This window comes from Flagellimonas chongwuensis (assembly GCF_013376415.1).
Taxonomy (GTDB): Bacteria; Bacteroidota; Bacteroidia; order Flavobacteriales; family Flavobacteriaceae; genus Flagellimonas; species Flagellimonas chongwuensis.
Genome location: NZ_WYET01000004.1, coordinates 433,886 through 459,775, shown reverse-complemented (window position 1 = coordinate 459,775; position 25,890 = coordinate 433,886). Strand labels below are relative to the sequence as shown.

At 41.7% G+C, this 25,890-nt stretch carries 20 protein-coding genes; 14 read left to right on the top strand and 6 right to left on the bottom strand.

Annotated elements, in window-relative coordinates; all coding sequences use genetic code 11:
* The first annotated feature begins 10 nt into the window (after positions 1-10).
* The 5 genes from GUA46_RS09175 to GUA46_RS09155 all read left to right on the top strand — a co-directional run bounded on the left by GUA46_RS09175 (position 11) and on the right by GUA46_RS09155 (position 6,436).
* Positions 11-2,533, top strand: coding sequence for a fibronectin type III domain-containing protein (locus tag GUA46_RS09175; RefSeq protein ID WP_176620238.1), 2,523 nt, complete (start codon positions 11-13; stop codon positions 2,531-2,533).
* A gap of 7 nt (positions 2,534-2,540) precedes the next feature.
* Positions 2,541-3,257, top strand: a complete 717-nt coding sequence (locus tag GUA46_RS09170) for a toxin-antitoxin system YwqK family antitoxin (protein ID WP_176620237.1) — start codon at positions 2,541-2,543, stop codon at positions 3,255-3,257.
* Between the two features lie 216 nt (positions 3,258-3,473).
* Positions 3,474-5,639 carry a hypothetical protein gene (locus tag GUA46_RS09165; protein ID WP_176620236.1) on the top strand — a complete coding sequence of 722 codons (2,166 nt, stop codon included), beginning with the start codon at positions 3,474-3,476 and terminating at the stop codon, positions 5,637-5,639.
* Entirely contained in the window at positions 5,636-6,040 is a 405-nt protein-coding gene (locus GUA46_RS09160; RefSeq protein ID WP_176620235.1) for a hypothetical protein, read from the top strand. Before GUA46_RS09165 ends, GUA46_RS09160 begins: the two co-directional genes overlap by 4 nt.
* 150 nt (positions 6,041-6,190) lie before the next feature.
* Entirely contained in the window at positions 6,191-6,436 is a 246-nt protein-coding gene (locus GUA46_RS09155; RefSeq protein WP_176620234.1) for a hypothetical protein, read from the top strand.
* Positions 6,437-6,590: 154 nt separating this feature from the next.
* On the opposite strand, the gene GUA46_RS09150 is transcribed toward GUA46_RS09155, so the two are convergent.
* On the bottom strand, positions 6,591-6,728 hold the full coding sequence (locus GUA46_RS09150; protein WP_176620233.1) for a hypothetical protein: 138 nt from the start codon (positions 6,726-6,728) through the stop codon (positions 6,591-6,593).
* Between the two features lie 447 nt (positions 6,729-7,175).
* On the opposite strand from GUA46_RS09150, the gene GUA46_RS09145 reads away from it, so the two are divergent.
* The 6 genes from GUA46_RS09145 to GUA46_RS09120 all read left to right on the top strand — a co-directional run bounded on the left by GUA46_RS09145 (position 7,176) and on the right by GUA46_RS09120 (position 19,769).
* Entirely contained in the window at positions 7,176-7,958 is a 783-nt protein-coding gene (locus GUA46_RS09145) for a scabin-related ADP-ribosyltransferase (RefSeq protein ID WP_176620232.1), read from the top strand.
* Positions 7,959-7,962: 4 nt separating this feature from the next.
* Positions 7,963-8,382 (top strand): nucleotidyltransferase family protein, encoded by a 420-nt coding sequence (locus GUA46_RS09140; RefSeq protein WP_176620231.1) that lies wholly within the window; start codon positions 7,963-7,965, stop codon positions 8,380-8,382.
* Entirely contained in the window at positions 8,382-8,945 is a 564-nt protein-coding gene (locus tag GUA46_RS09135) for an NADAR family protein (RefSeq protein WP_176620230.1), read from the top strand. The genes GUA46_RS09140 and GUA46_RS09135 overlap by 1 nt, the downstream gene beginning before the upstream one ends.
* A 401-nt stretch (positions 8,946-9,346) precedes the next feature.
* The gene (locus tag GUA46_RS09130; RefSeq protein ID WP_176620229.1) at positions 9,347-14,188 is read left to right on the top strand and encodes a hypothetical protein; all 4,842 of its coding nucleotides are present in this window, start codon (positions 9,347-9,349) and stop codon (positions 14,186-14,188) included.
* Positions 14,172-16,277, top strand: a complete 2,106-nt coding sequence (locus GUA46_RS09125) for a fibronectin type III domain-containing protein (RefSeq protein WP_176620228.1) — start codon at positions 14,172-14,174, stop codon at positions 16,275-16,277. Before GUA46_RS09130 ends, GUA46_RS09125 begins: the two co-directional genes overlap by 17 nt.
* 3 nt (positions 16,278-16,280) lie before the next feature.
* Positions 16,281-19,769, top strand: coding sequence for a T9SS type A sorting domain-containing protein (locus tag GUA46_RS09120; protein ID WP_176620227.1), 3,489 nt, complete (start codon positions 16,281-16,283; stop codon positions 19,767-19,769).
* A gap of 68 nt (positions 19,770-19,837) precedes the next feature.
* Here the strand turns inward: GUA46_RS09120 and GUA46_RS09115 are convergent, their stop codons facing one another.
* Positions 19,838-20,302: a DUF4168 domain-containing protein gene (locus GUA46_RS09115; RefSeq protein WP_176620226.1), complete on the bottom strand. Its 465-nt coding sequence runs from the start codon at positions 20,300-20,302 to the stop codon at positions 19,838-19,840.
* A 158-nt stretch (positions 20,303-20,460) separates the two neighbouring features.
* Between GUA46_RS09115 and GUA46_RS09110 the strand changes: the two genes are divergently transcribed.
* On the top strand, positions 20,461-20,931 hold the full coding sequence (locus GUA46_RS09110; protein WP_176620225.1) for a DUF6495 family protein: 471 nt from the start codon (positions 20,461-20,463) through the stop codon (positions 20,929-20,931).
* 31 nt (positions 20,932-20,962) lie between these two features.
* Here the strand turns inward: GUA46_RS09110 and GUA46_RS09105 are convergent, their stop codons facing one another.
* A complete protein-coding gene (locus GUA46_RS09105; RefSeq protein WP_176620224.1) occupies positions 20,963-21,601 on the bottom strand; it encodes a collagen-like protein in 639 nt (212 codons plus the stop codon).
* Positions 21,602-21,730: 129 nt separating this feature from the next.
* Between GUA46_RS09105 and hisS the strand changes: the two genes are divergently transcribed.
* Positions 21,731-23,119, top strand: a complete 1,389-nt coding sequence (gene hisS, locus GUA46_RS09100; protein ID WP_176620223.1) for a histidine--tRNA ligase — start codon at positions 21,731-21,733, stop codon at positions 23,117-23,119.
* On the opposite strand, the gene GUA46_RS09095 is transcribed toward hisS, so the two are convergent.
* Positions 23,103-23,651: an NUDIX hydrolase gene (locus tag GUA46_RS09095; RefSeq protein ID WP_176620222.1), complete on the bottom strand. Its 549-nt coding sequence runs from the start codon at positions 23,649-23,651 to the stop codon at positions 23,103-23,105. The two genes, hisS and GUA46_RS09095, sit on opposite strands and share 17 nt — an antisense overlap.
* Before the next feature lie 82 nt (positions 23,652-23,733).
* Complete coding sequence (locus GUA46_RS09090) at positions 23,734-24,822, bottom strand: M42 family metallopeptidase (protein ID WP_176620221.1); 1,089 nt, start codon at positions 24,820-24,822, stop codon at positions 23,734-23,736.
* Between the two features lie 102 nt (positions 24,823-24,924).
* Between GUA46_RS09090 and GUA46_RS09085 the strand changes: the two genes are divergently transcribed.
* A complete protein-coding gene (locus GUA46_RS09085; RefSeq protein WP_176620730.1) occupies positions 24,925-25,641 on the top strand; it encodes a DUF4294 domain-containing protein in 717 nt (238 codons plus the stop codon).
* On the opposite strand, the gene GUA46_RS09080 is transcribed toward GUA46_RS09085, so the two are convergent.
* The gene (locus GUA46_RS09080) at positions 25,638-25,874 is read right to left on the bottom strand and encodes a DUF6095 family protein (RefSeq protein ID WP_176620220.1); all 237 of its coding nucleotides are present in this window, start codon (positions 25,872-25,874) and stop codon (positions 25,638-25,640) included. The genes GUA46_RS09085 and GUA46_RS09080 overlap by 4 nt on opposite strands.
* Between the last annotated feature and the right edge of the window lie 16 nt (positions 25,875-25,890).

Here is a 25,890-nt window from a genome sequence, read left to right as displayed (position 1 = left end):
ATACCTACTTATGAGAACATTGTTCACTAAAAACAAGACCGAAAAACAGTCTGCCGGACACTGCATACTGGCTTATCGATCATTATTGCCTGTCCAACTGCTCAACTGCCCACTGCTCAACCGCCTACTGAGATACTGCCCATTGCTATGCTGCCTACTGCTGTACTGCCACCTGTCCACCGCCCAATCCTTTCCAGTGCAAGTGATAGCACAGGCCATACCGCCCGCCCCCGCCAATTTTTCCGATTTTGCCAATGCAGCCGCACTGAACGGTCCGCTGCGGGTACAGATCGTGCTCAACGACTTCCAGATTTCCGATAGGCAGGTCCGCTTGCAGGTATCCTTCAACGGGAACGGTATCGGGTTTCAGAGTCGTGAAAATGTGATCGGGGCCACGCCGCTCTATTTGGAGGGCGGTATACCCACCGTGCTGGACCACATGCTGCTCGCACCGTACTTTGAGTTCGGCAACCTTGTGGGCATTACTCCCAATGTGTACGGCAGCCCCATCCCCGATGGTGTTTACCAAGTCTGTTTTCAGGTGTTCGATGTGCTCACGGGCAAACGGCTCTCCAACAATGCCTGCACCACCCTAAATGTGTTCAAGAACAGTCCGCCCTTTTTGGTGTTGCCCGAAAATGGGAGTGATATCGTGGAGCGTAGCCCCCAGAACATCGTGTTCCAGTGGACGCCACGGCACATCAACGTAAGCCAGGTAGAGTACGAGCTCAGTCTGGTGGAGATCTGGGACAACGCCATGGACCCACAGGCCGCTTTTCTGGGTTCCACGCCCTTGTTTACCACCGTTACCAGTGCCACTACCTACGTGTACGGCCCGGGCGAACCCATGCTGTTGCCCAACAGGACCTACGCTTGGCGTGTACAGGCTAGGACAAAACAAGGGGCAGAGGACATTGGTATATTCCAGAACCAAGGGTATAGCCAAATTTTTTCGTTCCAACATATGGAAGGCTGCTATGTGCCCAATGGCATACACCATGAAGTAAGGGGCGCCAACCAGGCCAATATTTTTTGGGAGGACAACAGCACCAGCGTACCCCAGTTTAAGATAAGGTACCGCGCCAAGGGCAACGATAATGCATGGTTCTACAACCAGACCACCGCCAACTGGACCACCCTGTGGGACCTACGGGCCAGCACCACCTACGAATACCAGATGCAAAAGACCTGTGCTGTGGGCGAGAGCAATTGGAGCCCCCTACGGCAGTTTACCACCAATTTGGAGACCGAGGAGGAAGACCTGTACCAGTGCGGGGTGTCGCCAAGTGTTGATATTGCCAACCAAGACCCCTTGCCCCAGTTGGGCGTGGGCGAGAGCTTTACCGCGGGCGACTTCCAGATGGTGGCCACCGAGGTGAACGGGGGCAACGGCTACTTTACGGGAAGGGGCTATACCCGCTTGCCCTATTTGGGCAATATAAAACTGGCGGTGCACTTTACCAATATATTGGTAAACACGGACAGGCAGCTTGCGCAGGGTACGGTAATCACCGAGTTTGACCCCACCATGGACAATATTGTGGACACAGGTGATGTGGTGGAGACGGTGGGTGAGCTAGGTGAGGCTGTTGGGGATTTATGGGATGAAATTTTTAAAGAGAAGGAAAAATTACTGGATGAACTGGCCGAGGCAGAAACGCTGGAAGAGCAGCAAGAGGTGATTACTAAGATAAATACCTATGAATTCTCGACCATAGCACAAGAGATAGACCAAATTGACGGCAAAGAAAATCTACCACCAGAGTTGCAAGAGGAGCTGGACGCTCTAAAAATGGAAGGCAGCTTGGTAACCACTCAAATGTTGTCCCCAAAGGAAATAGCAGACATTTCCACCGCAGATGCCAAACGTAGGGAACGGATCAAAGAGATTGATGCTATTGCGGAGAATTTAATTTCTGAAATACCCAAATATCAACTATTTGGAATTAGTATAACTGGCGATGTGATGAAACTAAGTTTTGAAACGGAAAGCTTCAATTATATAACTGGATATGGGGAGGACCCTACTGCACTTTATAAAATAAAATATAAAGCATTTTACTCGGCTTTTAAAATGTTGGGTAAAGCTAAACAATTGGAACTGCTGAAAAGATTGAAAATACCTGTTAAATTAGCTAACAAAATAGCTTCGCATCCCATATCTCCCGCAGCAGCTATAAGCAGTATGACTAGAGCTGAAATGGAAGGATTAAAAGCTCTTCCAATATTTGGAGACCTTGTGGAGATAATTTTCTCGGATTTTGAAAGTGATGGAAGGACTATTGATAATATGATAAAATGGGACAACGTAAGAGAAGATTTTTATACAATGATAAGTTCGGAGACTCTGGATGATGTTATTATGATTTATACTAACTTGAATCTCTATGAACAAACAACAATAAATACTTTAGAAACAGAAGTATCGGATTCTAGATTTCCATTATGGGATTATAAATATGTTTACTATGGCTCTCAATACGGAGAAACACTTCATATATTCGGTAGATATGACAATCCATTAAGACAATAAGAAGGGTATGAGCAAATCATTTAAAATAATTGTGTATGTGATATTTGTAATAGTTAGTTGTAATAATAATACTGATACGATAATTAAAAAATATTATCCTAACAATGTTTTAAAACGGAAATACACTGTCAGTTCAAATGGGGTAATGAATGGATTGGACTCTACCTTTCGCATAGATGGGACACTAAAAGAAGTATGCTTTTGGAAACAGGGTAAACTAAGCGATAACCTTGTGAAGTTTGATTATCAGGGTAATATTTCATCACTTGGAAAAATAAAGGATGAAACACTCATTTTTTATCGAATAGATGGAACAATTGAAAGTGAAGTCATGTTAGTGAATGGTTTAAAGAATGGATTGGAAGTTCATTATAATACTGATGGAAAAATTATAGGATTTAAAAGCTACAAGGACAATCTTGACCACGGGCTATTAATTCACTTTAATAAAGACCTGACTCCAAAATACATCAAGCAGTTAAGGAATGAAGAGACAGGAGAAATCTTGACAGGCCATTACAATAATGGGCTATTAAAAACATTTAGAATGTATGATAACGAGCATAATGGTTATAGAATCTTATTTCACCCAAATGGAGTTATTAAATCAATAACCCAAATTAAAAGAGGCAAATCACATGGGCTAAAATTCTCTTTTGCTGGTAATGGGCAGTTAATAAGTAGGGATAATTATGAGGATGGAGAAATAAAGCCTACTTCATAAAAAATAAGAAAGTGGAAGAAATTTTAAAAATCATTTTAGAGCTTCTATATGGTAACAAAAAGTTACTTGTTGTTTTGAGCATTGTAATGATTGTATTATTCATTATTTTTCGATTACTGTTAGACTAACTCCCCGCTTGCATAAGCGTCCCGCTCGTGCCATAGTAGTTAAAAGTTCTTTGACATAATTTAAGTTGACCAAGACCCCTTGCCCCAGTTGGGCGAGAGCTTTACCGCGGGCGACTTTCAGGTGGTGGCCACCGAGGTGCACGGCGGCAACGGTTACTTTACGGGAAGGGGCTACACTCGTTTGCCCTATTTGGGCAACATAAAACTGGCGGTGCACTTTACCAATATATTGGTGAACACGGACAGGCAGCTTGCGCAGGGCACTGTAATCACCGAGTTCGACCCCACCATGGACAATATTGTGGACACAGGTGATGTGGTGGAGAGGGTTGGGGAGCTTGCTTCGTCCATACGAGAGCTGCTCCAAAACTTTACGGGAACGCCAGAACAAATTGAGCAACTTGAAACTGAAAACGAGCAACAGGAAAGTTACGTAGATGAACTGTTGGCCGATGAATCCATTCCCCAAAATGTAAGGGACGAGCTGGCAGCCAATCATAATGCCTATAATGCTTCTAGCCAAGACTTGATAGATGAAGCCACTCAGGGAGGGCCCAACCCAGATGGTTATAACACAGCCAATCAGCTACAGGCGTACAACGACCTTGAAGAAAGTATACAAGAGGCGGAGAGTTTCCGAGATGCCTCATCCAGCACCAATGAAATTGCCTTTGACCCCGAAGATGCCCTTGCACTCGAAGGAACTACCGAAACAAACATTGTGGTCTATGTGTCACCGGCAGGGGTGCCCGTGGCGTTGCATGGAGATGTGCCTGTAAAATATTATACGGTCCAAAACGGGATTACTGCTTATGGCGCATTACAGAGTTTTACCATCGAGGATGGTCCCAATGCAGGCGAGTACAAAGCCCATAAAAAGGGTAATGAGTTTACGGGCTATAAAATAAATAAAGATTCAGAACCCTATGATTTTGGAGTACTGCCAGACCCGAACAACATCCGTTTTCGGTACATAAAAGAGGGAAAAACCTGCGCTCCCCTTTTGTACGAGGCACTATACCAACCCACCAATATCAACACAACCGGGGAGGGAGCTTTGGTAACGGATTTGGGTGGTACTCAATGGGACCTGCTCCCCATTGAAAAGCAGGGGTACACTACCTGTTTGCCAAGCTTGGACTACGATGGGTTTACCGAATACTTTATGGGAACCTATAACCTCTTTGGCTATGGCGGATTTTTGCGCAAAGTGGTGGCCGTGGACGGTGGCGTGGCCCATGTGTACTCCATTGCCGACCAAGAAAACGGTTGGATAATACATTACCAATACAACAGGGGCAATGGAAGATGGGAGCCCATTGCCGTGCCCGAATACGATGTGGACACCGCTGGGGGGCTCGATTATCTTTTTGGGCAAGTGTTTAGCTCGACGGCAGGACATTTGGTGTTGGATGCCGCGGGCATGGTGCCCGTGGCCGGAGAGGTTTTTGATGTGGCCAACGGCATATGGTATACCATAGAAGGAGACGGTACCAGTGCAGCCATCTCCTTTGCCTCCACCATACCCTTGGTATATGCCACTACGGTTAAGAATGCGGGCAGGGTAGTAAAGATTGTCGATGGTTCCTATCAAATCCTGAAATTATCGAGCCAACAGGCTGATGCATTTATAAACCAAATAAATAAACTTAATTTAGACGATGATGCCTTAAAGCTGCTCAACCAGGATTTGAACAACAAAGCCTTTGCCGAGGCTGTTGGGAAGAATCCAAAATTGCTGGTAAGTTGGAAAATAGTTAGTGAAGGTGGTATAGGTGATTTTATAAATCAGCCAGGTTATCTGGAAACACTTCAGAAAATTGCTAAATACCAAGATGAGCTGTTATCAGCATCCACGGAGAACGTTAAATATTATAGGGTACAAACCGAACATCCCTTGTCTAAAGCAATTTCTGTTGATAATACTAATTTAGTATTTCATGAATCGGACAAGTCCTTAAATATTAGTACAACTTCTAAAACTCATGCTATTTATTATGCAGGTAAGAAAATAGAACAAGGACATACTGTAGAGATAATTGAGTTTGAAGTTCCTAAATCAGTGGATACGCAGATGAAACAAGCTTCAGTTCCTCAATATAAGGCATCTCAAAATCTATTAAACTTAGATGGTAAAGCTCCCAAAATAGTAGATCCTACCCAACCAGGAGATCCTTTTGAGCTTTCCCCATATTGGCATCAAATTATTGAACAAAATTATATTAAAGGATCCGCTAAAATTGTGAATGAATGAGTTTGAATTTAAAAAACAGAAATGTATCAGGAGTTTTATTAGCCTATGTTAAAATGGGTTCCGAAAGTTTTTACTGTATGGCTGAAACAGAGTATTGGATTGGTGAATATTGGAATGGTTATATTGATTTAACTCTAGGTAATTTAGAATCACAATACTTTAAATTTCTTAAGAGGTTTAGATTGGATTATCGTGAGTTACGTATGGAATATAAGAAACTTGATTTAAATGATGTATTTGGACGTGAAGGAAATAAACCTTGTTTATATGTTGATTTTGACAACAAATATTTTGCATCATATTACCAGGAGCAAGAATTGGAAAGAAGGGTGCCAAAAAAATGGAAGGGTGAATACAGAAAAGTTACTGATTTAATTCCTGTGGAGTATAAATATTGGTAGTTCAAAAGCTAGGTGGGATAAAAGGGAAAAGTTAACCTGAAATTACAGGTATTTTAAAAATAGTATCAGGAAATCCATACTGTACCTTTTGCCAAGGGGTAATACAACAATTTAGTGAGATGTTCCCAAATATTGAAATAAAACTAATCGATGGAATCAGGTAAGGAATTAGAATTTAAGGTAATGGTCACCTTTCCATATTTATTGGAACAGGAAGTAAAAAACTTTAATAAATTTTATGGGACAGATTTTGAGATTGTAGAGACTACCTACGATGAAGTTCCTTTTTGCAAGTTGAAAGTTACAAAATTCGAACCTTCTCATGTATTTGATTTGGGTTACAGTTTAGCAGCTTTACAATATAAAATGCGAGAAGAAGGGGAGATTGATTGGTGATTTTAGAACTAAGGAGGTTCCTATCAAATCCTGAAATTTTCGAGTAAGGAGGCCGAATCTTTTATAAACCAAATAAATAAACTTAATTTAGACCCCGCTAGCGCGAGCGTCCCGCTCGTGCCGAGTATGAGTAAGAGATTGCCAATTATCATATCTAAAGTTCTTTGAGATACTTTAAAAATAAATAGATACGAGCGGGACGCTCGCACCAGCAGGGGAAGAGTATAATAGGTATAAAAACAAAGGCATATCGGATGGCGTAAATGATGAGGATTTCTACTACAATGCTCATGCAGCAAGTTTGGAGTCTTATAGCATTAATGAAGTTGATGCACCATTATATCACCCAAGAGATTAATTATGGAAGAGATAACGAACGAAATGATAGTAAAATGCCTTCAGTTTATACAAGATACGGGAGGAGAAGTGTCTCGCTACTCTTTTGATCGGTACATAACTAGAAATATTCGCATAAAAGAGAGTTTCAATATAGTGCCAAAGAAACTTGTAGATGAAGGTTTTATCAACATAACGAGGGAGGAGAAGGGAATTAAGATAACGTTAACACCACTAGGTGTGGATAAAATAACAAACTGACATATGATATAAACAGAACCAGCCTTAGTGCTGGTTTTTGTTTTATAGGCTAGCTAAATTTTTTTGGAAGAAGTCTTTGAACTTCTTTTGGTGAGAAAAGTATCGATCATTTTAAAGAGCATCATAAAGTTGCACCATACCCTTGGTATATGCCACTGCGGTTAAGAATGCGGGAAAAATTGTTAAATTAGCCAATGGCACCACCGTTTTGGTAAAGTTCTCCAAGGAGACGACCGAGCGGTTGGTGGACGTTCTTAAGAGATTGGACTTGGATGCCGCACAGCTAAAAAAGTTGAGCGATGACCTTACGGACAAGGAATTTGCCGAGGCGATTGCTGAGAATCCTGAGTTGGTGGATAGTTGGAAAATTTTGGATAATGCAGGGGTAGATGATGCGCTAAGAAAGAATGAAGATAACCTTACTGGCACTAAGAATTATCTCGACAATAACCCTTCGCGAGTTGATGAATTTAAGTCTCATCTTAGTACAGAAGCCTCTAAAAGAAGAGATGGGTTGTATCTGAAATCCCTACTCGAAAGAAAAGAATTTAAGGGTACTGTTTATAGAGGTGATAAGGCTTTAAAAACCCCTGCAGAAGTTTTCGAGAACGGATTCTCTTCTCTTGGTACTCATGATAATTTATTGAATCACATTGAGAGTAATACAACAAGAGGAGACTTTGTGTCAACAACTAAGGACATATCAATTGCAAATCAATTTACCTCTAAGAATGGATACATTTATGAGATAAGAAGTCAAAAAGGAGTTGATGTGAATTCTACTCTTGGAGATGATGCAGATGCTTTTTTCCTTGAACAAGTGGAAGTATCTATGCCTGGAGGTATTTACCATCAGATACAAAAGGGGCTTACCCTAAAGGGAAAGTTACACCTGAACATTTTATTCCTAACCCGAATTATGTAGAGTAATGAAATATAAAGTATTGGCTACAGATATAAAAGGAGAAGAGTTTGAAGGCTGGCTTGAACTAGAAGAACTTCAAAATACAGATGATGTCAGCCTGTCATTTTTGTATTCTGAAAAGAGCGTTAATCAAGTTGCTAGAGATTATTTTACAGCTTTATGTAGAATCAGAGAGGAACTAGAAAAGCAAGGTGTATCTGTAGTTTGTAATGGAGCAAGCAAGGATGTTTATCCATCTCCCATGATGAGAGATATGGGAGACGGAGACCAGGCGTATCGACTTAAAATTGGTGTCCCTGCCCAAATGACTGATGTAGTAAATATTTTTGAAGTCGATAAGGGTAATTTTATTCCCTCTACAGTTCTCGAACAGGAAGAATTTTATCAGGAATGGTTGAAAGTGAAGAAAAGCCCTGTGTCCTGATGAAATACGATTTAAACTGGCTTAAAAACTTGTATGGTGAAGGTGGAGCAATTAATTATATTTTCTTTTGGGGATATCAGCCTAAGAAGAATGGTAAAATAGGAAAAAGTTGTTTCAGTCAATGGTGGAAGTCTGATTTTACAAATAGTGAAGGGGTGGGTTTTTCCACTGCTGAGAAATGGATGATGTTTAAGAAAGCTGAATTATTTAAAGATCGCACCATATTGAATAAAATCCTAGCGCACAATGACCCCAAAGAAATTAAAAGCCTCGGCAGACAGATTAAAGGCTTTGATCAAAAAATTTGGGATCAAAAAAAATACGGGTTAGTTCTCGAAGGCAGCCTATTGAAGTTTGCTCAAAATGACACATTAAAAGAGTTCTTAATAAATACATCTGATAGTGTTATTGTTGAAGCAAGTCCATATGATAAAATTTGGGGTATAGGCATGAAATCAGATGAAGAAAATGTCAATAACCCTAATTATTGGAAGGGGGAAAACCTTTTAGGTTTTGCTTTAATGGAAGCAAGAGATATTATCATCGATCAATGTCAATCCTAGTTAGGATTGACCCCCGCTAGCGCGAACACTTGCGCTGAGCGGAGCCGAAGTGTCGCGCTGGTGCCGAATATGAGTGAGAGATTCCAATTATCAAATATAAAGTTCTTTGAGATACTTTAAAAATAAATAGATACGAGCGGGACACTCAAGCCAAGGGGAGCTCATTCCAAAACAAAATTCTTCCCTAAAAGCCATAGCCATTTGTTGGATAATCATTTTATGAACAAGAGTAAAATGACAACCAAAAGAAAGGCTGTTTTCAATATTCCGTTGCTTGATTTGGGGCATCCATCAATTCAAAAGGGGCATCCGTCAATCCACCGCTCCTTTTTTGTAAAGTATTTCCTTACTTACTCCTCCCTAGTCCGCTCGTTTTTAAAATGCTTCGGAAACAAGACTATATGAAAACCAACCTACTTGTTATATCACTGCTATGGTGTACTGCCACATGGGCAACACCCATGCCATTGGATTCGGTTACAAAGGGTAAGCAACATACATACCTTTCCAATACATTATTGAAAAGCAAACCTACCTCCCCTGTAACCGATTCGACCGATGTGGTAGCTTTGATGAACCGATGGCAGCAACAGAAATCCAAAAAAGAGGAATCCAAAAACAGATTTAGAAGTTTCCCGGAACTGGAACCGGCCCATATGGACCTTCCCTATGCCTTGCCCAACAATGTGGCAGAGTTTTCACCGGAATATGTGGCCCAGCAGTTCCATGTGGACGGTGAGACACAAAAAATATTGGATGATGCCCAAAAAGTTTTTCAGATCATAGAAAATGAACAGCGTTTTATCCAAATCATAGGAGGACAGCAGGCTGTAGAGCTGCCCGTTGGAATAAAGCAGAACATTACCCCCGATTCCGAAGATTCTTCCAACAAATCCAATTCGTACATTACCTTGGGCATCTTCCGGATGGAGTACCACCCCACCTATACCGAGGTTGATTTATTTGCAAAAGTAGAGCTTGGCGAGCTCAATACAGAGCTCATGTTCAGTGCCACTAATATACGCATGTCCAAAAACGGGGGCATATATGAGGAAGCTACACTTAATCTATTGACCGATGTTCCCGTGGGCATGGGAGGAGGACAGTGGCTGCTCACCTTTTTGGGGGGTATTGACCCTAATGGACAGGCCAACGGCCAAACCTACATTACCATTGACTGCGAGGGGAAAGTTAGGGAACTGGGCCTAAGTGCCGATGTTCGTATTGCCAAAACCGTGGCCATTCCACTTACCGAAAATGGCGACATCAAAAATCCGGACAAAACAGCACCTGGTAGTGGGGAACAAGTTGTTGGGAACGATAGCTATGTAGGGGCGGGATTCTCCATGCATACCAACAACATTAACGACCTATTGATTCAGGTCGACCTGCCGCCTTTCGAGCTAAGGGCTTTGCCCAATTGGGGCTTTAAAATGCAGAACACCGTGCTGGACTTGAGCGATACCACCAATGCTGCCAGTATCGACTTCCCAGAACTGTACACGGCACAAAACCTATTGGTGCCGGGCAACGAAAATTTATGGCGTGGGTTTTACGCTGAAGAAGTAAGTGTTTACCTGCCTCCGGAATTCAATAAAAATATTTCGGAGGAGCGGGTCACTGTTGGTGCCCAGCACTTATTGTTGGACAATTTTGGAGTGTCCGGGGATTTTTTTGCTACCAACATTATCGGTATCGATGAGGGAAATGCCAATAAATGGCAATACTCTTTGGACTCTTTGACCGTTGACCTAAAGGTGAACCGTTTTATGAAAGCCGGTTTTAGCGGAAGAATCGTCTTGCCCATAAGTGATTCGGAAAGTTCTGGTGGACAATTGGGTTACTCTGGAGTCATCTCTTCCAATCAGGATTATTTTGTCAAGGTTAAGGTGGAAGAAGACGTTCCTTTCAATATTTTCAGGTCAAAAGCCAGAATCTTTAAGGAGTCTTATATCAATTTGGAGGTGGAGGACAAGAAGTTTTATCCAGAGGCCAATCTTTCCGGGATAATGGCATTCGACCCAGAACAAAATGCCCAAATATCAGGTTCGGATGAAGAATTACTGACATTTTCAGGGCTTAAATTTCAAGATTTGCATATTCAGACCAAAGAGCGACCCTATTTGTCCATTGGATATGCTGGATATATGGACACTATTGCTCCTCCCGAAATTGCAGGATTTGAACTGGGAGTTTATGATGTTTCTATTGAAACCATTGGTAATGATGAAGCCAGATTGTCATTGAACAGTTACATCAATTTGGATAAATCTGGAATACATGGGGATGTAAGGGTCCATATTTTTGGCAAGTTGGAGGATGGTGATTATTTAAAATGGAAATATAATACCACCGAAGTTAGTGAGGTGCAGGTGGATGTGACCCGGAAAGGATTTGAGTTCAGTGGGCGTTTGGCATTTTTCAGGGAGAATGCCGTCTATGGAAAAGGTTTTGCCGGAGAGCTGGATCTTTATTCCGAAAGCTTGGGGATTCAGATTGGTGCACGTGGTCTGTTCGGTGCCACGGAAGGTTACAGATATTGGTATGTTGATGCGCATGGAAAACCTACCAACTCCAGCAACCCAAATTTTACCATATACGATATTGGGGGAGGGGTATACCACCATATGCGCAAATCCGGGCTAAACGACAATGCAGGCTCAATGTCCGGCATATATTATGCTCCTGATGATACCATTGAACTTGGATTCAAGGCATTGGCGGCTTTTGAAGTAAAAAAAGGAGTGGCTTTTACCGGATTGGCCGCTATAGAAATGAGTTTTAACTCAGCGGCGAACGGAGGCGGTGTAAGCAGATTGGGATTCTATGGTGCAGCAGCACTTATCCAAGGGGGAGGACAATCAAGAGATCCTTTTGGCTCGGTGGATGATATGCAACAAAATGTGGTAGATAAGGAACAATCGCTTTCCAATTTCCACGAACTTTCCATAGACCGTGAAGGCATTCAGTATTTTGCCGATCATGTGTTTCCCGAAGTACTTACAGGTAATGAACTCTTTGCCGCGCAAGTGGCCATCGATTTTGATTTCGAAAATCGCACCTACTGGGGCATGTTCGATGTTTTTTTGAATGCCGGTCCCATTAAGGGAGCAGGGCAGAAGAACAGATTGGGGTATTTGGAATTCTACAACGCTCCCGAAGATTGGTACATTTATGTGGGAACCCCTTACAAACGTTTTGGATTGCAGGGTATTCCCATTGGCCCTCTTACGGCAAAAGTGGACCTTTACTTTATGACAGGTACCGTTCTGCCCGACCCGGCAAGGCCGCCCCAAAATGTCATCGATATTCTGAATCTCAAGGGTGATGAGCTCATATTTGGCCGCAATTTCAATCAAAATTTGGCGGAAGGTGCAGGATATGCATTTGGTGCCTCCTTCTCAGTGGGCAAAGAAATTGATTGGGGCATTGTATATGCCAGTGTCCGGGCAGGAGTAGGTTTCGATTTGATGATGCGTGATTTTGGTGATGCACATTGTCGAGGAAAATCAGGGCCATTGGGTATGGACGGCTGGTATGCCACCGGTCAATTATATGCATTTCTACAAGGGGAAATAGGTGCCCAGATAAAACTATTCGGCATGCGTAAGCGTGTTAAAATATTAAAAGCTGGACTGGCGGTTTTGGCCCAGGCCCAATTGCCAAACCCATGGTTCATTAGAGGTTACGCGGGTATCGATGTCAGGGTGTTGGGAGTGGTCAGTATTCGAACACGTCTAAAGGTAATTATTGGTGAAGAATGTGAAATTGTAGGCAAGTCCGGTTTGCAGGACATTGTCATTATTTCGGATGTCATGCCCGGAAACGGCTATACCAATGTGGATGTTTTCGATGCCGTACAGGTAGCTTTTAATATCCCAATGGAAAGTGAACTCCAGATACAGGGTGACGAGGGCTGGAAAACCTACAGGGTACATTTGGAGGAATTTGTCATCACAAATCAAGGGAACCCTATTCAGGGAGAATCTGAATTTAATGCAGAACAAGACCTTTTGGTGTTCAAACCTTTTGAAACTCTTCCTCCAGAAGAAGAAATATATGTAAAGGTAAAAGTCGGTTTCCAACAGAAGACGGGCAGCAATTGGATAACGGTCCGGGAAAATGGCGACCCCATCTTTGAGGAGAAGGAAATCACATTTACCACGGGCACCGCTCCAACCTATATTCCCAGAAACAACATTGAGTATATGTATCCTGTGGTGGATCAAACCTACATGCTGCCCAGGGAGAGCAATCAGGGATATGTTCAGTTACATTCGGGGCAGGAGTACCTTTTTGGAAACGGATATAGGGATGAACTGTACTTTTTGGACGAATCCGGGAACAAGATCAAGGCGGATTTTCAATACATCGCCTCACAAAAAAGATTGAGTTTCTCCATTCCCGATTTAGATAATGAAACAACCTACACTTATGCACTCATCACCTTGAATCCGAGCGATGTGGAAGAAAACTTGGTCATGACCCAAGAAGAATTCCATCAAATTTCGGATGATTTGGAAATTTCCACCAATACCCTGGTCGGCAGTGCCAAGAGCGGGGCCTTTGTAAGTCGGTTGGATTTCTCATTTACGACAAGCCGGTACGATACATTTACCGAAAAGATGAGGTCCCTTAAAATCAATAGATTCACCACCTCTCTGGATAGCTATTCACAAGAAGACCGTGGAATTGCCAATGTTGGAAGAATACATCTTAGGATGGATGACTATGAACCTTTTGGTATTGTTGACTTGATTGGAAATCAATATACGGACAATGAGCCGTTAATACATCCAGAGGCTCTATCCAATAATAGATACTTTAGAGATGAGATCAATCCTTTATTATATGAGGAATACCCATTGGATGGGACGATTAGGGTAAATAGAAATGAAGCCATCTGGGGAGTACCGCCCAAAGGACCGATGATGGTAAGCAACACCTATCTAGCTTACACAATGGACAATATGTATCCAGACTACTTAAAAAGCAACTTTCCTTATATATGGAAGTTGCCAAAAGCATATTATTCCGACTATGCAAATCTTAGGATACAAATAGCATATAGATATACAATGCCCCAAATAAGGAATTTGGAAAAATATGAAAAGTATGATTATATCATTTGGGGAAAGTTCCCATTTATAAAACGGGAAAAGTATCAGGTGAGGTTTAAATACCTGCTGCCAAAAAAGACAGTAGGGAATTCATTTAAACTGGATTATGAAAATACCTTCTAGTAAATACAATATGAACTATTTCAGTTGTCTTTGTTTGATGGTTTTTGTGCTTTTTCAAGTTTCAGGCCAAAATCTGCCAACAGATACAATTCATTCCAAAATAGTGATCAGGCATAGGATGATTGAAGGCAGGGTACTTTTAAGATGGGGTGCTACGGACAAAATATCGTGGCAGTCGGGGATTGATCATGGATACATCTTGGAAAGACACACCATTGAACGAGATGGGAAGCCAGTATTAGGTGGTGAGGTAGAGATACTTTCGGGAGGTCCTATAAAACCAAAACCTTTATTGGAATGGAGAGGAATGGTTGAAAGTAATGATGTGGCTGCAATAACTGCTCAAGCTATTTATGGGGAAAGTTTTAATACAAACAGCAACGATGACAATTTACTTATGCAAGTAATCAACGAAAGCGAAGAATTAGACCAACGCTTTGCTTTTTCCATGTTTGCAGTTGATCAAGATTTTGAAGTAGCACAACATGCTGGAATGGGCTATGTTGACACAAACATTAAAACAAATGAAAAATACCTCTACAATATCAAATTGGCCAATGCGTCAGAAAATTTAAAAGGGAGGTACAATGGGGTACTAGTTGATCCTATAGAAGTACACAAGCTTCCGCAACCATTTGATTTTGCAGGATATTATTATAATAAAGCCTTTGTTTTGATCTGGGAATACGATTCATTACTGGATTATTATACCAGCTATGATTTAGAACGATCCAATGACGGCAAAACATTTAAAAAAATAAATGATGCCCCCATAACCAAATTGGCAGTCACTAAAGTTTCCGGTATTTCATATACGGATAGTATTCAAGAGTATGGCAAAAAGTTTTGGTATCGTGTACGGGGAAGAACTTTGTTCGATGAAACCGGCCCACCTTCCGATACAACATCGGTCATTGCCTTTGAAGAACTTTTGGCGGTTCCACAATTTACATCAAACAATATTATTTCAGAGAAAGAAGTGGAGTTGCAATGGGATTTTCCAAAAGATGAAGCATGGAAGTTAACCCAATTTGATGTGCTCAGAGCACCCAAGGCCATCGGCCCCTACAAAGCAGTGGCCACAGCGTTGGATAAGCAAGTAAGAAGCTTTAAATATAGTGAACCGGAGACCATCAATTACTTTAAGGTAAGGGCGTATGGGATTGCAGGAGACTACCAAGACTCTTCACCAGCGATGATTCAGCCTGTGGATTCAATTCCTCCTGATAAACCAATAGGACTTCAAGGTACCGTGGATACGCTTGGCGTGGTACAACTGGTTTGGGAACCCAATACGGAGATGGATTTGAAGGGGTACACGGTGTTGCGCGCTGACCGGAAAAACCAAGAATTCACCCGGCTGACCAAAAGAGAAGTACGGGAAACTCATTTTCAGGATACCGTCAATACCAAAACCTTTACGAGTAAAGTGTATTATCAAATCGTGGCATCCGACCTTCGTTACAATGAGTCCGAACCCTCGGACACCTTGGTCTTAGAGCGACCCAGTCGGGTGCCGCCCACTAGCCCTGTTTTTACAGCATATGAACTGTTGGGGGATACGATTCTTTTAAAGTGGACACCAAGTTCGTCTGACAAGATTGCCAAACAAATCATATACCGAAAACAGCTAGGGCTCCAAGATGGTATTTGGCAACCTATTTTGGAAACCGAAGAGACTTCGTTGACAGCGTTTAAGGACCTTGAAATAGAACCCAATACCCGATATGGCTATACCATTACGGCTATAAACACAGTTGGACTGGAAAGCAGGCCTTCTCCTTTGGTTGCCATTGCAACGCCGCAAACGTTGTTAAAGCCAAAAATTAAAGCACTCCATGCAGAAGTGGACCGGGAAAGCAAGCATATCATCTTGACTTGGCGATACAACGAACCCAATGTATTGGAAATACAATTGTATAAAAAGGAAAACAACGGTGAGTACACCTTATACAAAACTTTCTCCCCTAGAACTAGCGAGTTTTTGGACAGCAAACTGATTCCCAATTCCAAATACGAGTATGGATTGAAAGCGGTTTTTGTTGATGGAAGTATAAGTGAGTGGAGTGAAATTGAAGTTACCTATTGAATTATGAAAAGAAAAGTCTTCTTCATACTATTTGGTTTTTTATTTACGTTGAAAATTTGTGGTCAGGAAAATGCTCTATACACAATTCGACTGAATTATGAATTTAAGGAATGGGAAGATGGTTGTGAATCATGTTGGACTCTGTATAGATCTTTTCCTTACGTGGGATTGACCAGTAGTAATGGAGGAATAATAAACGACGCTTATACTACAAATGAAGTAAGCTTGGAACTCACCTATTATGAGACAAGATATTACGAATTGGACTGGCAAAATAATGGCCCACAGCCAGAGAGTTATTGTAATGCTGTTCATTATCTCACAGATGAATTCACCAATGACTGGATGACTGATTTCTGTGGTGCAAGAAAGAATCGGGATGACAGAATAATTGAATACGGAGAAGCAATCGAATACGGTAATGCAAACTCAGAGAGCTTGGACACTTATTCGTGGAGTCAAGCTAAAAGTTATGCCAAAAGCTGGTTATTGGCAAATGAACCGAGTACGGAACCGAATGAATCTATTTCAAGATACTATTCTGAATTATTGTTTGAAAGGGAAGGTGTACAGGTCCAAGATGGTTATTGGGAGTATTTGGTGCAGGGTAATCAAGACTGGAAGCCTATAAACAATCCACAAGTCAAAAGTCTGTTTCCCTTGAGCATCACAGCTGAAGAGCTGGATATTCTACTACCTGAAAATTTGAAAAATTCAGGAAACATTCTGTTAAGGTTTAGTATACATGCTGAGGGTTCAGGTCACTATATTAAGTTTTTTAATGCAATTCCAGCGGAAAGCGTACATTCGGAAAAACGGACAATAGGTTATTACTCTTTCGAAATAAGTCCAGAGCCACCAGGCCTTGACCAACAAATCATTCCCAACCCGGCACCTAGCCCAGTCACCTGCCCTGGAGGTTTGGACGGAGGCTTTACCATTACTTTTGACCGCGTATTGACTGATGAAGAAAAAATGGTAATACTTGTTTATCGAAAGACAGGTGTTAATACCTATGAGGAAGATCCTTGGGAACCAAGTGGTGAATTATTTGCAGAGGATTTCAATGACAAAACTTTCCTATTTGAAGGGGAACACTTGAAAGCCGGCATATATGGCATCAAATGGATGGTTGGGCCTAAGGATGAGGGTGAACTGGATGTTGTTGGTGGCGATTTTGTCGATATAACGATTAACGAACCCCCCTCCCTAAACGTAGAAGAAGATGGTATTGACAACGTCACCTGCCAAGGTGGCAATGATGGGGAGATTACTATAACGCCCTCTGGTGGCTCCCCACCCTATACATTTACTTGGAAAAGAAACGGAAACAATTTCGTCTTGCCACAAGGTTCCACCAATACCCATTTGGTCAATCTGCCAGAAGGGACATATACCTTAACCTTGACAGATAGTCACGATTGTGATTATGAGTCCCAAGAATTTGAAGTTGGTTTCGAAAATTCAAGCCCTCAACTGGATGCACATCAAGTATTCCAGCCGGGCACCCCCCCGAATTATCTGCCCACAGGGTCAATAATCATCGATAATATTATTGGGGACAGCGGAAATTATATCCTGCATTGGGAAAAAGATGGTAATCCATTTCAGCCGCAGAACCCATACCATTTAGACCAATTGGAATCGGGAAGCTATACGCTGACTATTGAAGATGCAGATTATGGTTGTATTACTGTGGTGGAACCACCAATGACCATTTTGGAACTTGACCCCTTATCCGTTGAAATAACCGAAACCTTGGAAATAACCTGTGAAGGAGATGTAGGAATTCTAGAGGCCAATCCAAGTGGTGGGACCAATGGAGGGTATCAATACCTCTGGTCCACCGGGGAAACCACCCAATCCATTCAAGTGGGACAGGGCGAATACTCCGTAAAGGTCACCGATAATGGCAACAGTGAAGTGCAAGAAGTCTATCTGTTCGATTACGTGAATCCTTTGCTCAGTGTTGAGGTCAGTACTATCGATGTGGTTTGTAAGGATGAGGCCACCGGAAGCATAGAACTTGATATTTCAGGAGGTACGGGCGGGCCATATACGGTCAGCTGGTTGGATACACAGCAAGACGGACCCATTAGAACCGATTTGGAAGCTGGCCAATACATCTATATTGTTTCAGATGGGCAATGCCAGGTTACCAATGAAAACCAACCCATTGTCATTCAAGAACCCGAAGGTTTCTTTACGGTGGAAATGATTTCCCAAACCAATGTCTCGTTAAACGGGGAGGAGGATGGAAGTTTTGAGATTTCTTTGGACAATGGTTCGCCACCGTACACATTCAATTGGACAAAAGATGGCGAACCTTATGAACCAAAACCTGAATCTACCAATACGAATCTGGTAGGGTTGGAAGCCGGAATCTATCAGGTAGTTGTTATCGATGCGTTGGGGTGTCAAGCTACCTTGGAAACACCAATACAAATAACCGAGCCCGACCCTCTTGCCATTATTGGAACCAATACGGTTCATGTAAATTGTAAGGGAGACTTCACGGGCTCCATTACCGCAAATGTGACAGGAATCCCTCCTTTTACCTACAAATGGAAAAAGCAAGGGGATGTCAGCTTTACCGCCCCTGACCAAAAAACAATCTCAGGACTTTCCGCCGGCACCTACATACTTTCAGTTTCCGATAACTCCATTGTTCCGAAAATAACAGATGTCATTGAAGTATCTGAACCGAGCGAAGTGTTGGAGGCCATTGCCATACCCAATATTACCGAATGCTTTCTTGGCAATGAAGGGAATATTCATGTAAGTGGCTCAGGAGGAACGCCTCCATATTTATATTCTATAAACAACGGCCTTGATTTTCAAGAAAATCCGTTTTTTGAAGCGTTGGAATCAGGAACCTATGAGGTAATGGTGAGGGATAAGAACCAATGTGAATACCAAACCTCTGTAATATTGGGTCAGCCAGACCAAACCAATGCAGAATTTGCGATGTCCAGTCAAGTTGTAGCGGGAGAAACCGTTTTGGCTGTAGACCTTAGTTATCCTATTCCAGATGAGTTGGAGTGGATAGTTCCGGATGAAGCAATCGTTCTGAGTAAGAATTCTGATGAATTGGAGCTAGTTTTTAATCAACCTGGTGAATATGAAGTGGGAATACAAGCTTATCGAGGTGATTGCTTATCAACAGAAACAAAGAAAATTTTGGTTTTGGAAGGCGATGGAATATCAGAAGAAGTACAAGACGAAGTCACCCTAAAAAAAATAGAATCCTTTATTATTTTTCCAAATCCAACCACAGGTAGATTTAATGTGGGTATTCAACTAGGCCAGCCGGGTGATGTAAGTTTAAAAATATTCGGATTGGCCAATAACAGTCTAATTGGTCAACAACAGGCATTTGGTAAAGATGAATACGAAATTCCAATGGATATCTCAGGTTTGCCATCAGGTTTGTATGTTGTTGTTTTGGAAACACAGTTTGGAATTTCAATTCAAAAGTTGATACTGAACTAAAACTTATTAGAATAAAAAAGCCCTCCGAATTTCGGAGGGCTTTTTTTGTCTTGTATAGTTGGATACTCCTATTGTTGCTGTTCCAAAGCAGCTCTTAACCGTCCTTGTAGTTCCGTATCGCTTTGCAATGCCATGGCAATGGTTTGATAGCGTTCCATGCTCAATCCCTCATTGCTGATGATTTCTTCGATTTGTTGGGTGAAACCCACTTGCATTTGCTGAATCTCGTTCATTAACTTGCCAAAACGTTCTTTCTCTTCGTCACTGGCATCAACTGTTTTTTCTGGAGAAGCCGCTGCTTGGTACATTTCATTGAACCTATTGGCCTCAAAACCACTTTCTTCAACAGTTTTCATTACCTTTTGCTGTGCTTCCATGTTCACTTTCTGGATATCTTGAAAAGCCGAAGCTATTTTATTCAATTCTGAATCGCTGACATCTACTTGTTCTTGTGCATTTATTTGGGAAAAAGCACTGGTGCTAACGGCCACGAAACAGACCATCAAGGTTTTAATTGATTTAAAAAATCTCATTCTATGTTCTTTTTAATACATGTTAATTTCCGAAACTAAGGTATTAAAAAGGGGAAGCCAAAGAATGGAGGTTAAGATAAACTTAAAGCTTAAGCATCAAACAAATAATTCTTGGTTATAAATTCGGTGCTTAAAACAAGCCTTTTTATTTTTGCAGGATGAAATACAAACGTTTGACAAAGGAACAATTGGAGGAACTCCACCCTGAATTCATTAACTTTTTGGCGACCCAATCCATCACCGCAGATGAATGGGATACCCTAAAAAAAGAAAAGCCAGGGGTGGCGGAGGATGAAATCGATGTTTTTAGTGATTTGATATGGGAAGGTGTATTGAACAAGGTCGAGTATCTTGAAAATGTGTCGGAAAAGCACATGCATCTTTTCCACCTTACGGAGAAGGAAATGAAGTTGCTCTCTGTCAAGATCTTAAACCCTGAAATCGATTTAAGGACCGAGATAGGTTTTGGCTGGTTCAAACGTAACTACCAATCCGATTTTGTGGAATACCTTACGGCCTCCAAGGCCTATGGAGAGGACAAGAACGTGGATAAGTTTGGGTTGATCAAACAAGGTGCCGTTATCACTAAAGGAGAACTGTATCAATGGTTTGAACAGATTGTGGAGTGATTTTTCTTATAATAAAGGGTTGATATATTTCTCAATCTAATCCAAAATATTTTATCATCTCATCGTAATTTTTAGTATCCACACCCTCATTTTTTAGTGAAGTTTTAAAATCTTCCGGTGTCTTACCTGTCAGGTTGGATATTTCAACAAAAAGAAGGTGTAATTCATTAATCCCAGCATTGGCAATCCAACCTTTTGTTAAATCCGAACCATCAAAATTGGAAACACCTATATAAATTTGAATATCGGTGTAATAAAATAGGAATTTTCGATCCAATTCTTTAACCGCTCCTGGAACAGGAACATAAACGGGTTCATTTACAGCTTTTAAATAAGCGAAAATATAATGGGTTTCTAAAGATAAATTGGTTGTTGGCAAATCCAAAATTATGTCCGTTGTACCTTCCGTAATATCCATAAGGCTTATGATGAAACGATGAACATTTGCATTTCCGGCCTCTCCTTGTTCACCTTCCGAACCATCTTCCCCTGGAGGGCCTTGTTCACCTTCCGAACCCTGCTCTCCTTGTGGCCCTTGTTCACCTTGCGGTCCCTGCAAACCTTGAATTCCTTGCTCGCCTTGAATCCCCTGTTCACCATTTTCACCCGAACAAGAAACCAAAGCTAAATTAATAACCAATCCCAGTAGTAATATCGTTTTTAGTTTCATAAAAAAGAAGAATTGAATAAACTTAAGATTTGTATTTCTATAATTTTTGGATGAATTGACGGATGCCCCTTTTGATCTGACGGATGACCAATTTGATTGGTGTATATTTGCACGAGAATTTAAAACCACATGGCGAACAAACCATCCATAGCTAAAGGAACCCGCGATTTTTCACCTGCAGAGGTGTCCAGACGTAACTATATCATCCAAATCATTAAAAAACACTTCGAAACCTATGGTTTTCAGCCGATAGAGACCCCATCTTTCGAGAACTCAGAAACCTTGATGGGCAAATATGGGGATGAGGGCGACCGCTTGATTTTCAAAATATTAAATTCTGGAGATTTTATTTCCAAAGTGGATGATGTGACCTACAGTTCAAAGAATTCATCCTCTTTAACTCCAAAAATTTCAGAAAAGGCACTGCGCTACGACCTTACCGTCCCATTTGCCCGCTATGTGGTCATGCACCAGAACGAGATAGATTTTCCGTTCAAGCGGTATCAGATTCAGCCTGTATGGCGTGCGGACCGTCCACAGAAAGGACGCTTCCGTGAGTTTTATCAGTGTGATGCCGATGTGGTCGGTGCGGACTCCCTGCTTCAAGAAGTTGAGTTTGTACAATTGTACGATGCCGTTTTTACTGATTTAGGTTTGAAAGGGGCTACCATAAAAATCAACAATAGAAAGATGCTATCGGGAATCGCAGAAGTAATCGGTGCCAAACATTTGTTGGTGGACTTTACCGTGGCCTTGGACAAATTGGACAAGATAGGCGAGGAGAAGGTGAAGAGCGAGATGATGGAAAAAGGTATTTCTGAAGCCGCCATTGCCAAGGCTCAGCCTCTTTTTGAGATGACGGGAACCGCGTTCGAACAATTGGAAAAACTGAAATCTATCCTTGCCGATTCCGAAATTGGAATGTTGGGTGTCTCCGAACTGGAAGAGATTATTTCCACCGTTGATATGGTTGGACTGCAATCGGCCAGCCTTACGTTGGATGTTACCCTTGCACGTGGTCTTAACTACTATACCGGTGCCATTTTTGAGGTAGTTGCTCCCGAAGGCGTACAAATGGGTTCCATTGGTGGTGGTGGCCGCTACGATGACCTTACGGGTATTTTTGGTCTGAAAGATGTGAGCGGGGTAGGCATCAGTTTTGGATTGGACCGTATTTATTTGGTTTTGGAAGAACTGAACCTGTTCCCTGAAAGTTTGGATTCATCTTTGGATGTGCTTTGTCTCAATTTTGGAAAGAAAGAGGGGAGAGCGGCCTTAAAACTGGTTTCAGGACTACGTAAAGAAGGGCTGAGAGCAGATTTGTACCCTATGGACACCAAAGTGCAGAAGCAGTTCAAGTATGCCGACAAAAGGGGAGTGCCCTATGTGATTCTTTTAGGGGACCAAGAGTTGACCGACGGTAAATTTGTGGTCAAAAATATGAAGACGGGTGACCAATTTGATTATCAGTTGGACTCGCTTCAAGCATTTACGGAAAAAGTCAAGTCCGACTTTTAATTTCCTTGATTATAGTTTTATAATAGGTCGGTCCGTGCGGTACGTACTTGCCGACACTGGCCAAGCCCCAGGTTTCCTCGGCGAACTTAAAAAGTGGTACAAGCGTCAAATCTTCGACCTCACTTTCTTGTTTGATTAGTTGGTTCAAGGGAACACTTAGCTGGCAAAGAAAGATATGGTGCAGTTCAGCATCAATAAAGTCCTCGGAAATTTTGTGAATGGCCTTGAAAGTGCCCAAAGGTTCCAAATCTGACTCCGAAATGGTAAGTCCAACTTCTTCCGCCACTTCACGAATGGCAGCAGCAACAATTTCTTCCCCGGCGGAAACATGCCCGGCCACAGAAACATCCCAAAGTAAAGGGTGTGTAGATTTATCTTTGCCACGTTGTTGAATTAAAACACGGCCATCTGAGGTGTACAGCCATATGTGAACGGTAGGGTGCAACAAACCTTTGCGGTGTGCTTCAGATTTTAAACAGGATTCCCCTGTTGGTTTTCCATGTTCGTCCAAAATGTCAACGTGCTCATCCATATCACATAAAGATAAAAAAAAGTCGCCCCGAAGAAGTTTCGAGGCAACAAATTTTAATATCCGTATGATGGATAATAATCAGTTAATCAAAATAACTGAAGGTTTCTCCCTCCTTAATATTCAACAATGTCTCATAAATCAAACGGATAACGTTCTCCACATCATCCTTATGTACAGTTTCTACCGTGGTATGCATGTAGCGCAACGGTAACGATATCAAAGCTGAGGCTACACCGCCGTTACTGTAGGCAAAAGCATCGGTATCCGTTCCTGTATAGCGAGATGATGCATTACGCTGGAATGGAATTTTATTTGATTCAGCTGTTTCCAAGATACGCTCACGTAATTTGTTCTGCACCGCAGGAGCATAGGAAATCACTGGTCCATCGCCAATTTTGGTCTCTCCCTCGGTCTTTTTGTTGATCATCGGGGTGGTGGTATCGTGACACACGTCGGTTACGATGGCCACATTGGGTTTAATGGTCTGCGTAATCATTTCAGCACCACGAAGCCCAATCTCTTCTTGGACCGAGTTGGTAATGTACAATCCAAAAGGAAGTTTCTTTTTGTTCTCCTTGAGCAGGCGCGCAACCTCGGCTATCATAAAACCTCCCATTCTGTTATCCAAGGCACGGCAAACAAATTTGTCCTTGTTCAAAATATGGAATTGGTCGGGGTAGGTAATTACACAACCCACATGAACGCCCATTTTTTCTACTTCTTCCTTATCCTTGGCACCTATATCGATAAAAATATTGTCCAATTTTGGAGACTCTTCTTTTTCCTTGTTCCTGGTGTGGATGGCCGGCCATCCGAAAACACCTTTCACAATGCCATTTTTGGTGTGGATGTCCACCCATTTTGATGGAGCAATTTGATGGTCGCTACCACCATTTCTGATTACATAAAGCAATCCTTCATCGGTAATATAGTTGACGTACCAAGAAATTTCATCGGAATGCCCTTCGATGACCACCCTGTATTTTGCATCTGGATTAATTACACCTACAGCAGTTCCATAAGTATCCGTGATAAATTCATCTACATACGGCTTTACGTAGTCCATCCAAATTTTCTGACCTTCCCATTCATATCCTGTTGGAGATGGATTGTTCAGGTATTTTTCCAAAAATTCAAGGGATTTTTCGTTAATGATTTTCTCTTTTGACATGTATCTGATTTAGAACACAAACTTAAGAATATTCACTTTTATTTAATAGCCAAATCATACCTTTATACTTACTTTTGGCAAGACTTTTGGCAAAGAAATATGATGCTACGTATCTGTTTTTTAGTTATTTTCTTAACGATTAATGGCTTCGGATGGGCCCAAGAATCGAAAGACTCTATCAAAACTCCGATGGACTCCATTGCCAATGATTCCATAGAGGACTACTATGTGAGGTTCGAAGGGGATTCCATTTTGATGAGCTCAATTGAGCTGGAAGAAGTATATATTTTCGGAAAACTTGACTTTGCCAGTCGAGAAGACAAATTACGTTACTACATTCTTAGAAGAAAAACCTTGAAGGTCTACCCATACGCCAAATTGGCTGCGGAACGATTGGTGGAACTTAACGATAGTCTCAAGCACATCAAAAAGCGTAGGCACCAACGGCGCTATACCAGAAAGGTGCAAAAATATATTGAAGGGGAATTCTCCGAAGAACTAAAAAAATTGACACGAACGGAAGGTCAGATTTTGGTAAAATTAATTCATCGTCAAACAGGAACCACAGCTTTTGATCTGGTCAAAGACCTAAGGAACGGGTGGCGTGCCTTTTGGTACAATACCACCGCTAGTTTGTTTAAAATCAGTTTAAAGGAGGAGTTTCGTCCGGAAGAGGTGCACGAGGATTATTTGATAGAGGATATTTTGCAGCGGGCCTTTGCAGCCAGTAGGTTGGAGCGGCAAAAATCTGTCTTGGACTACGACTATGCCCAACTTTCAAACAAATGGAAGAACCAACCGCCCAATACGGGCAATTAATCTTTTTGTTTTTTACCGAAAACAGCATCCATTACAATACCTACCGACCTAAATCCTAGGTAAATAGCCAAAATGGCGCAGATAATTCCTAAAATCAAAACGGGCCAGTAAAAGGGATGTCCTTCATTTTTGAATGCTTCATAAATCAAAAATGGCCCCATAAACATGGTAAGTACCGTGTAGCCAAATGATTTTACTCCTTTTACCAGAAGTTCTTTGTTGGTTCGCTTCATAAGGCCAAAGTAGGAA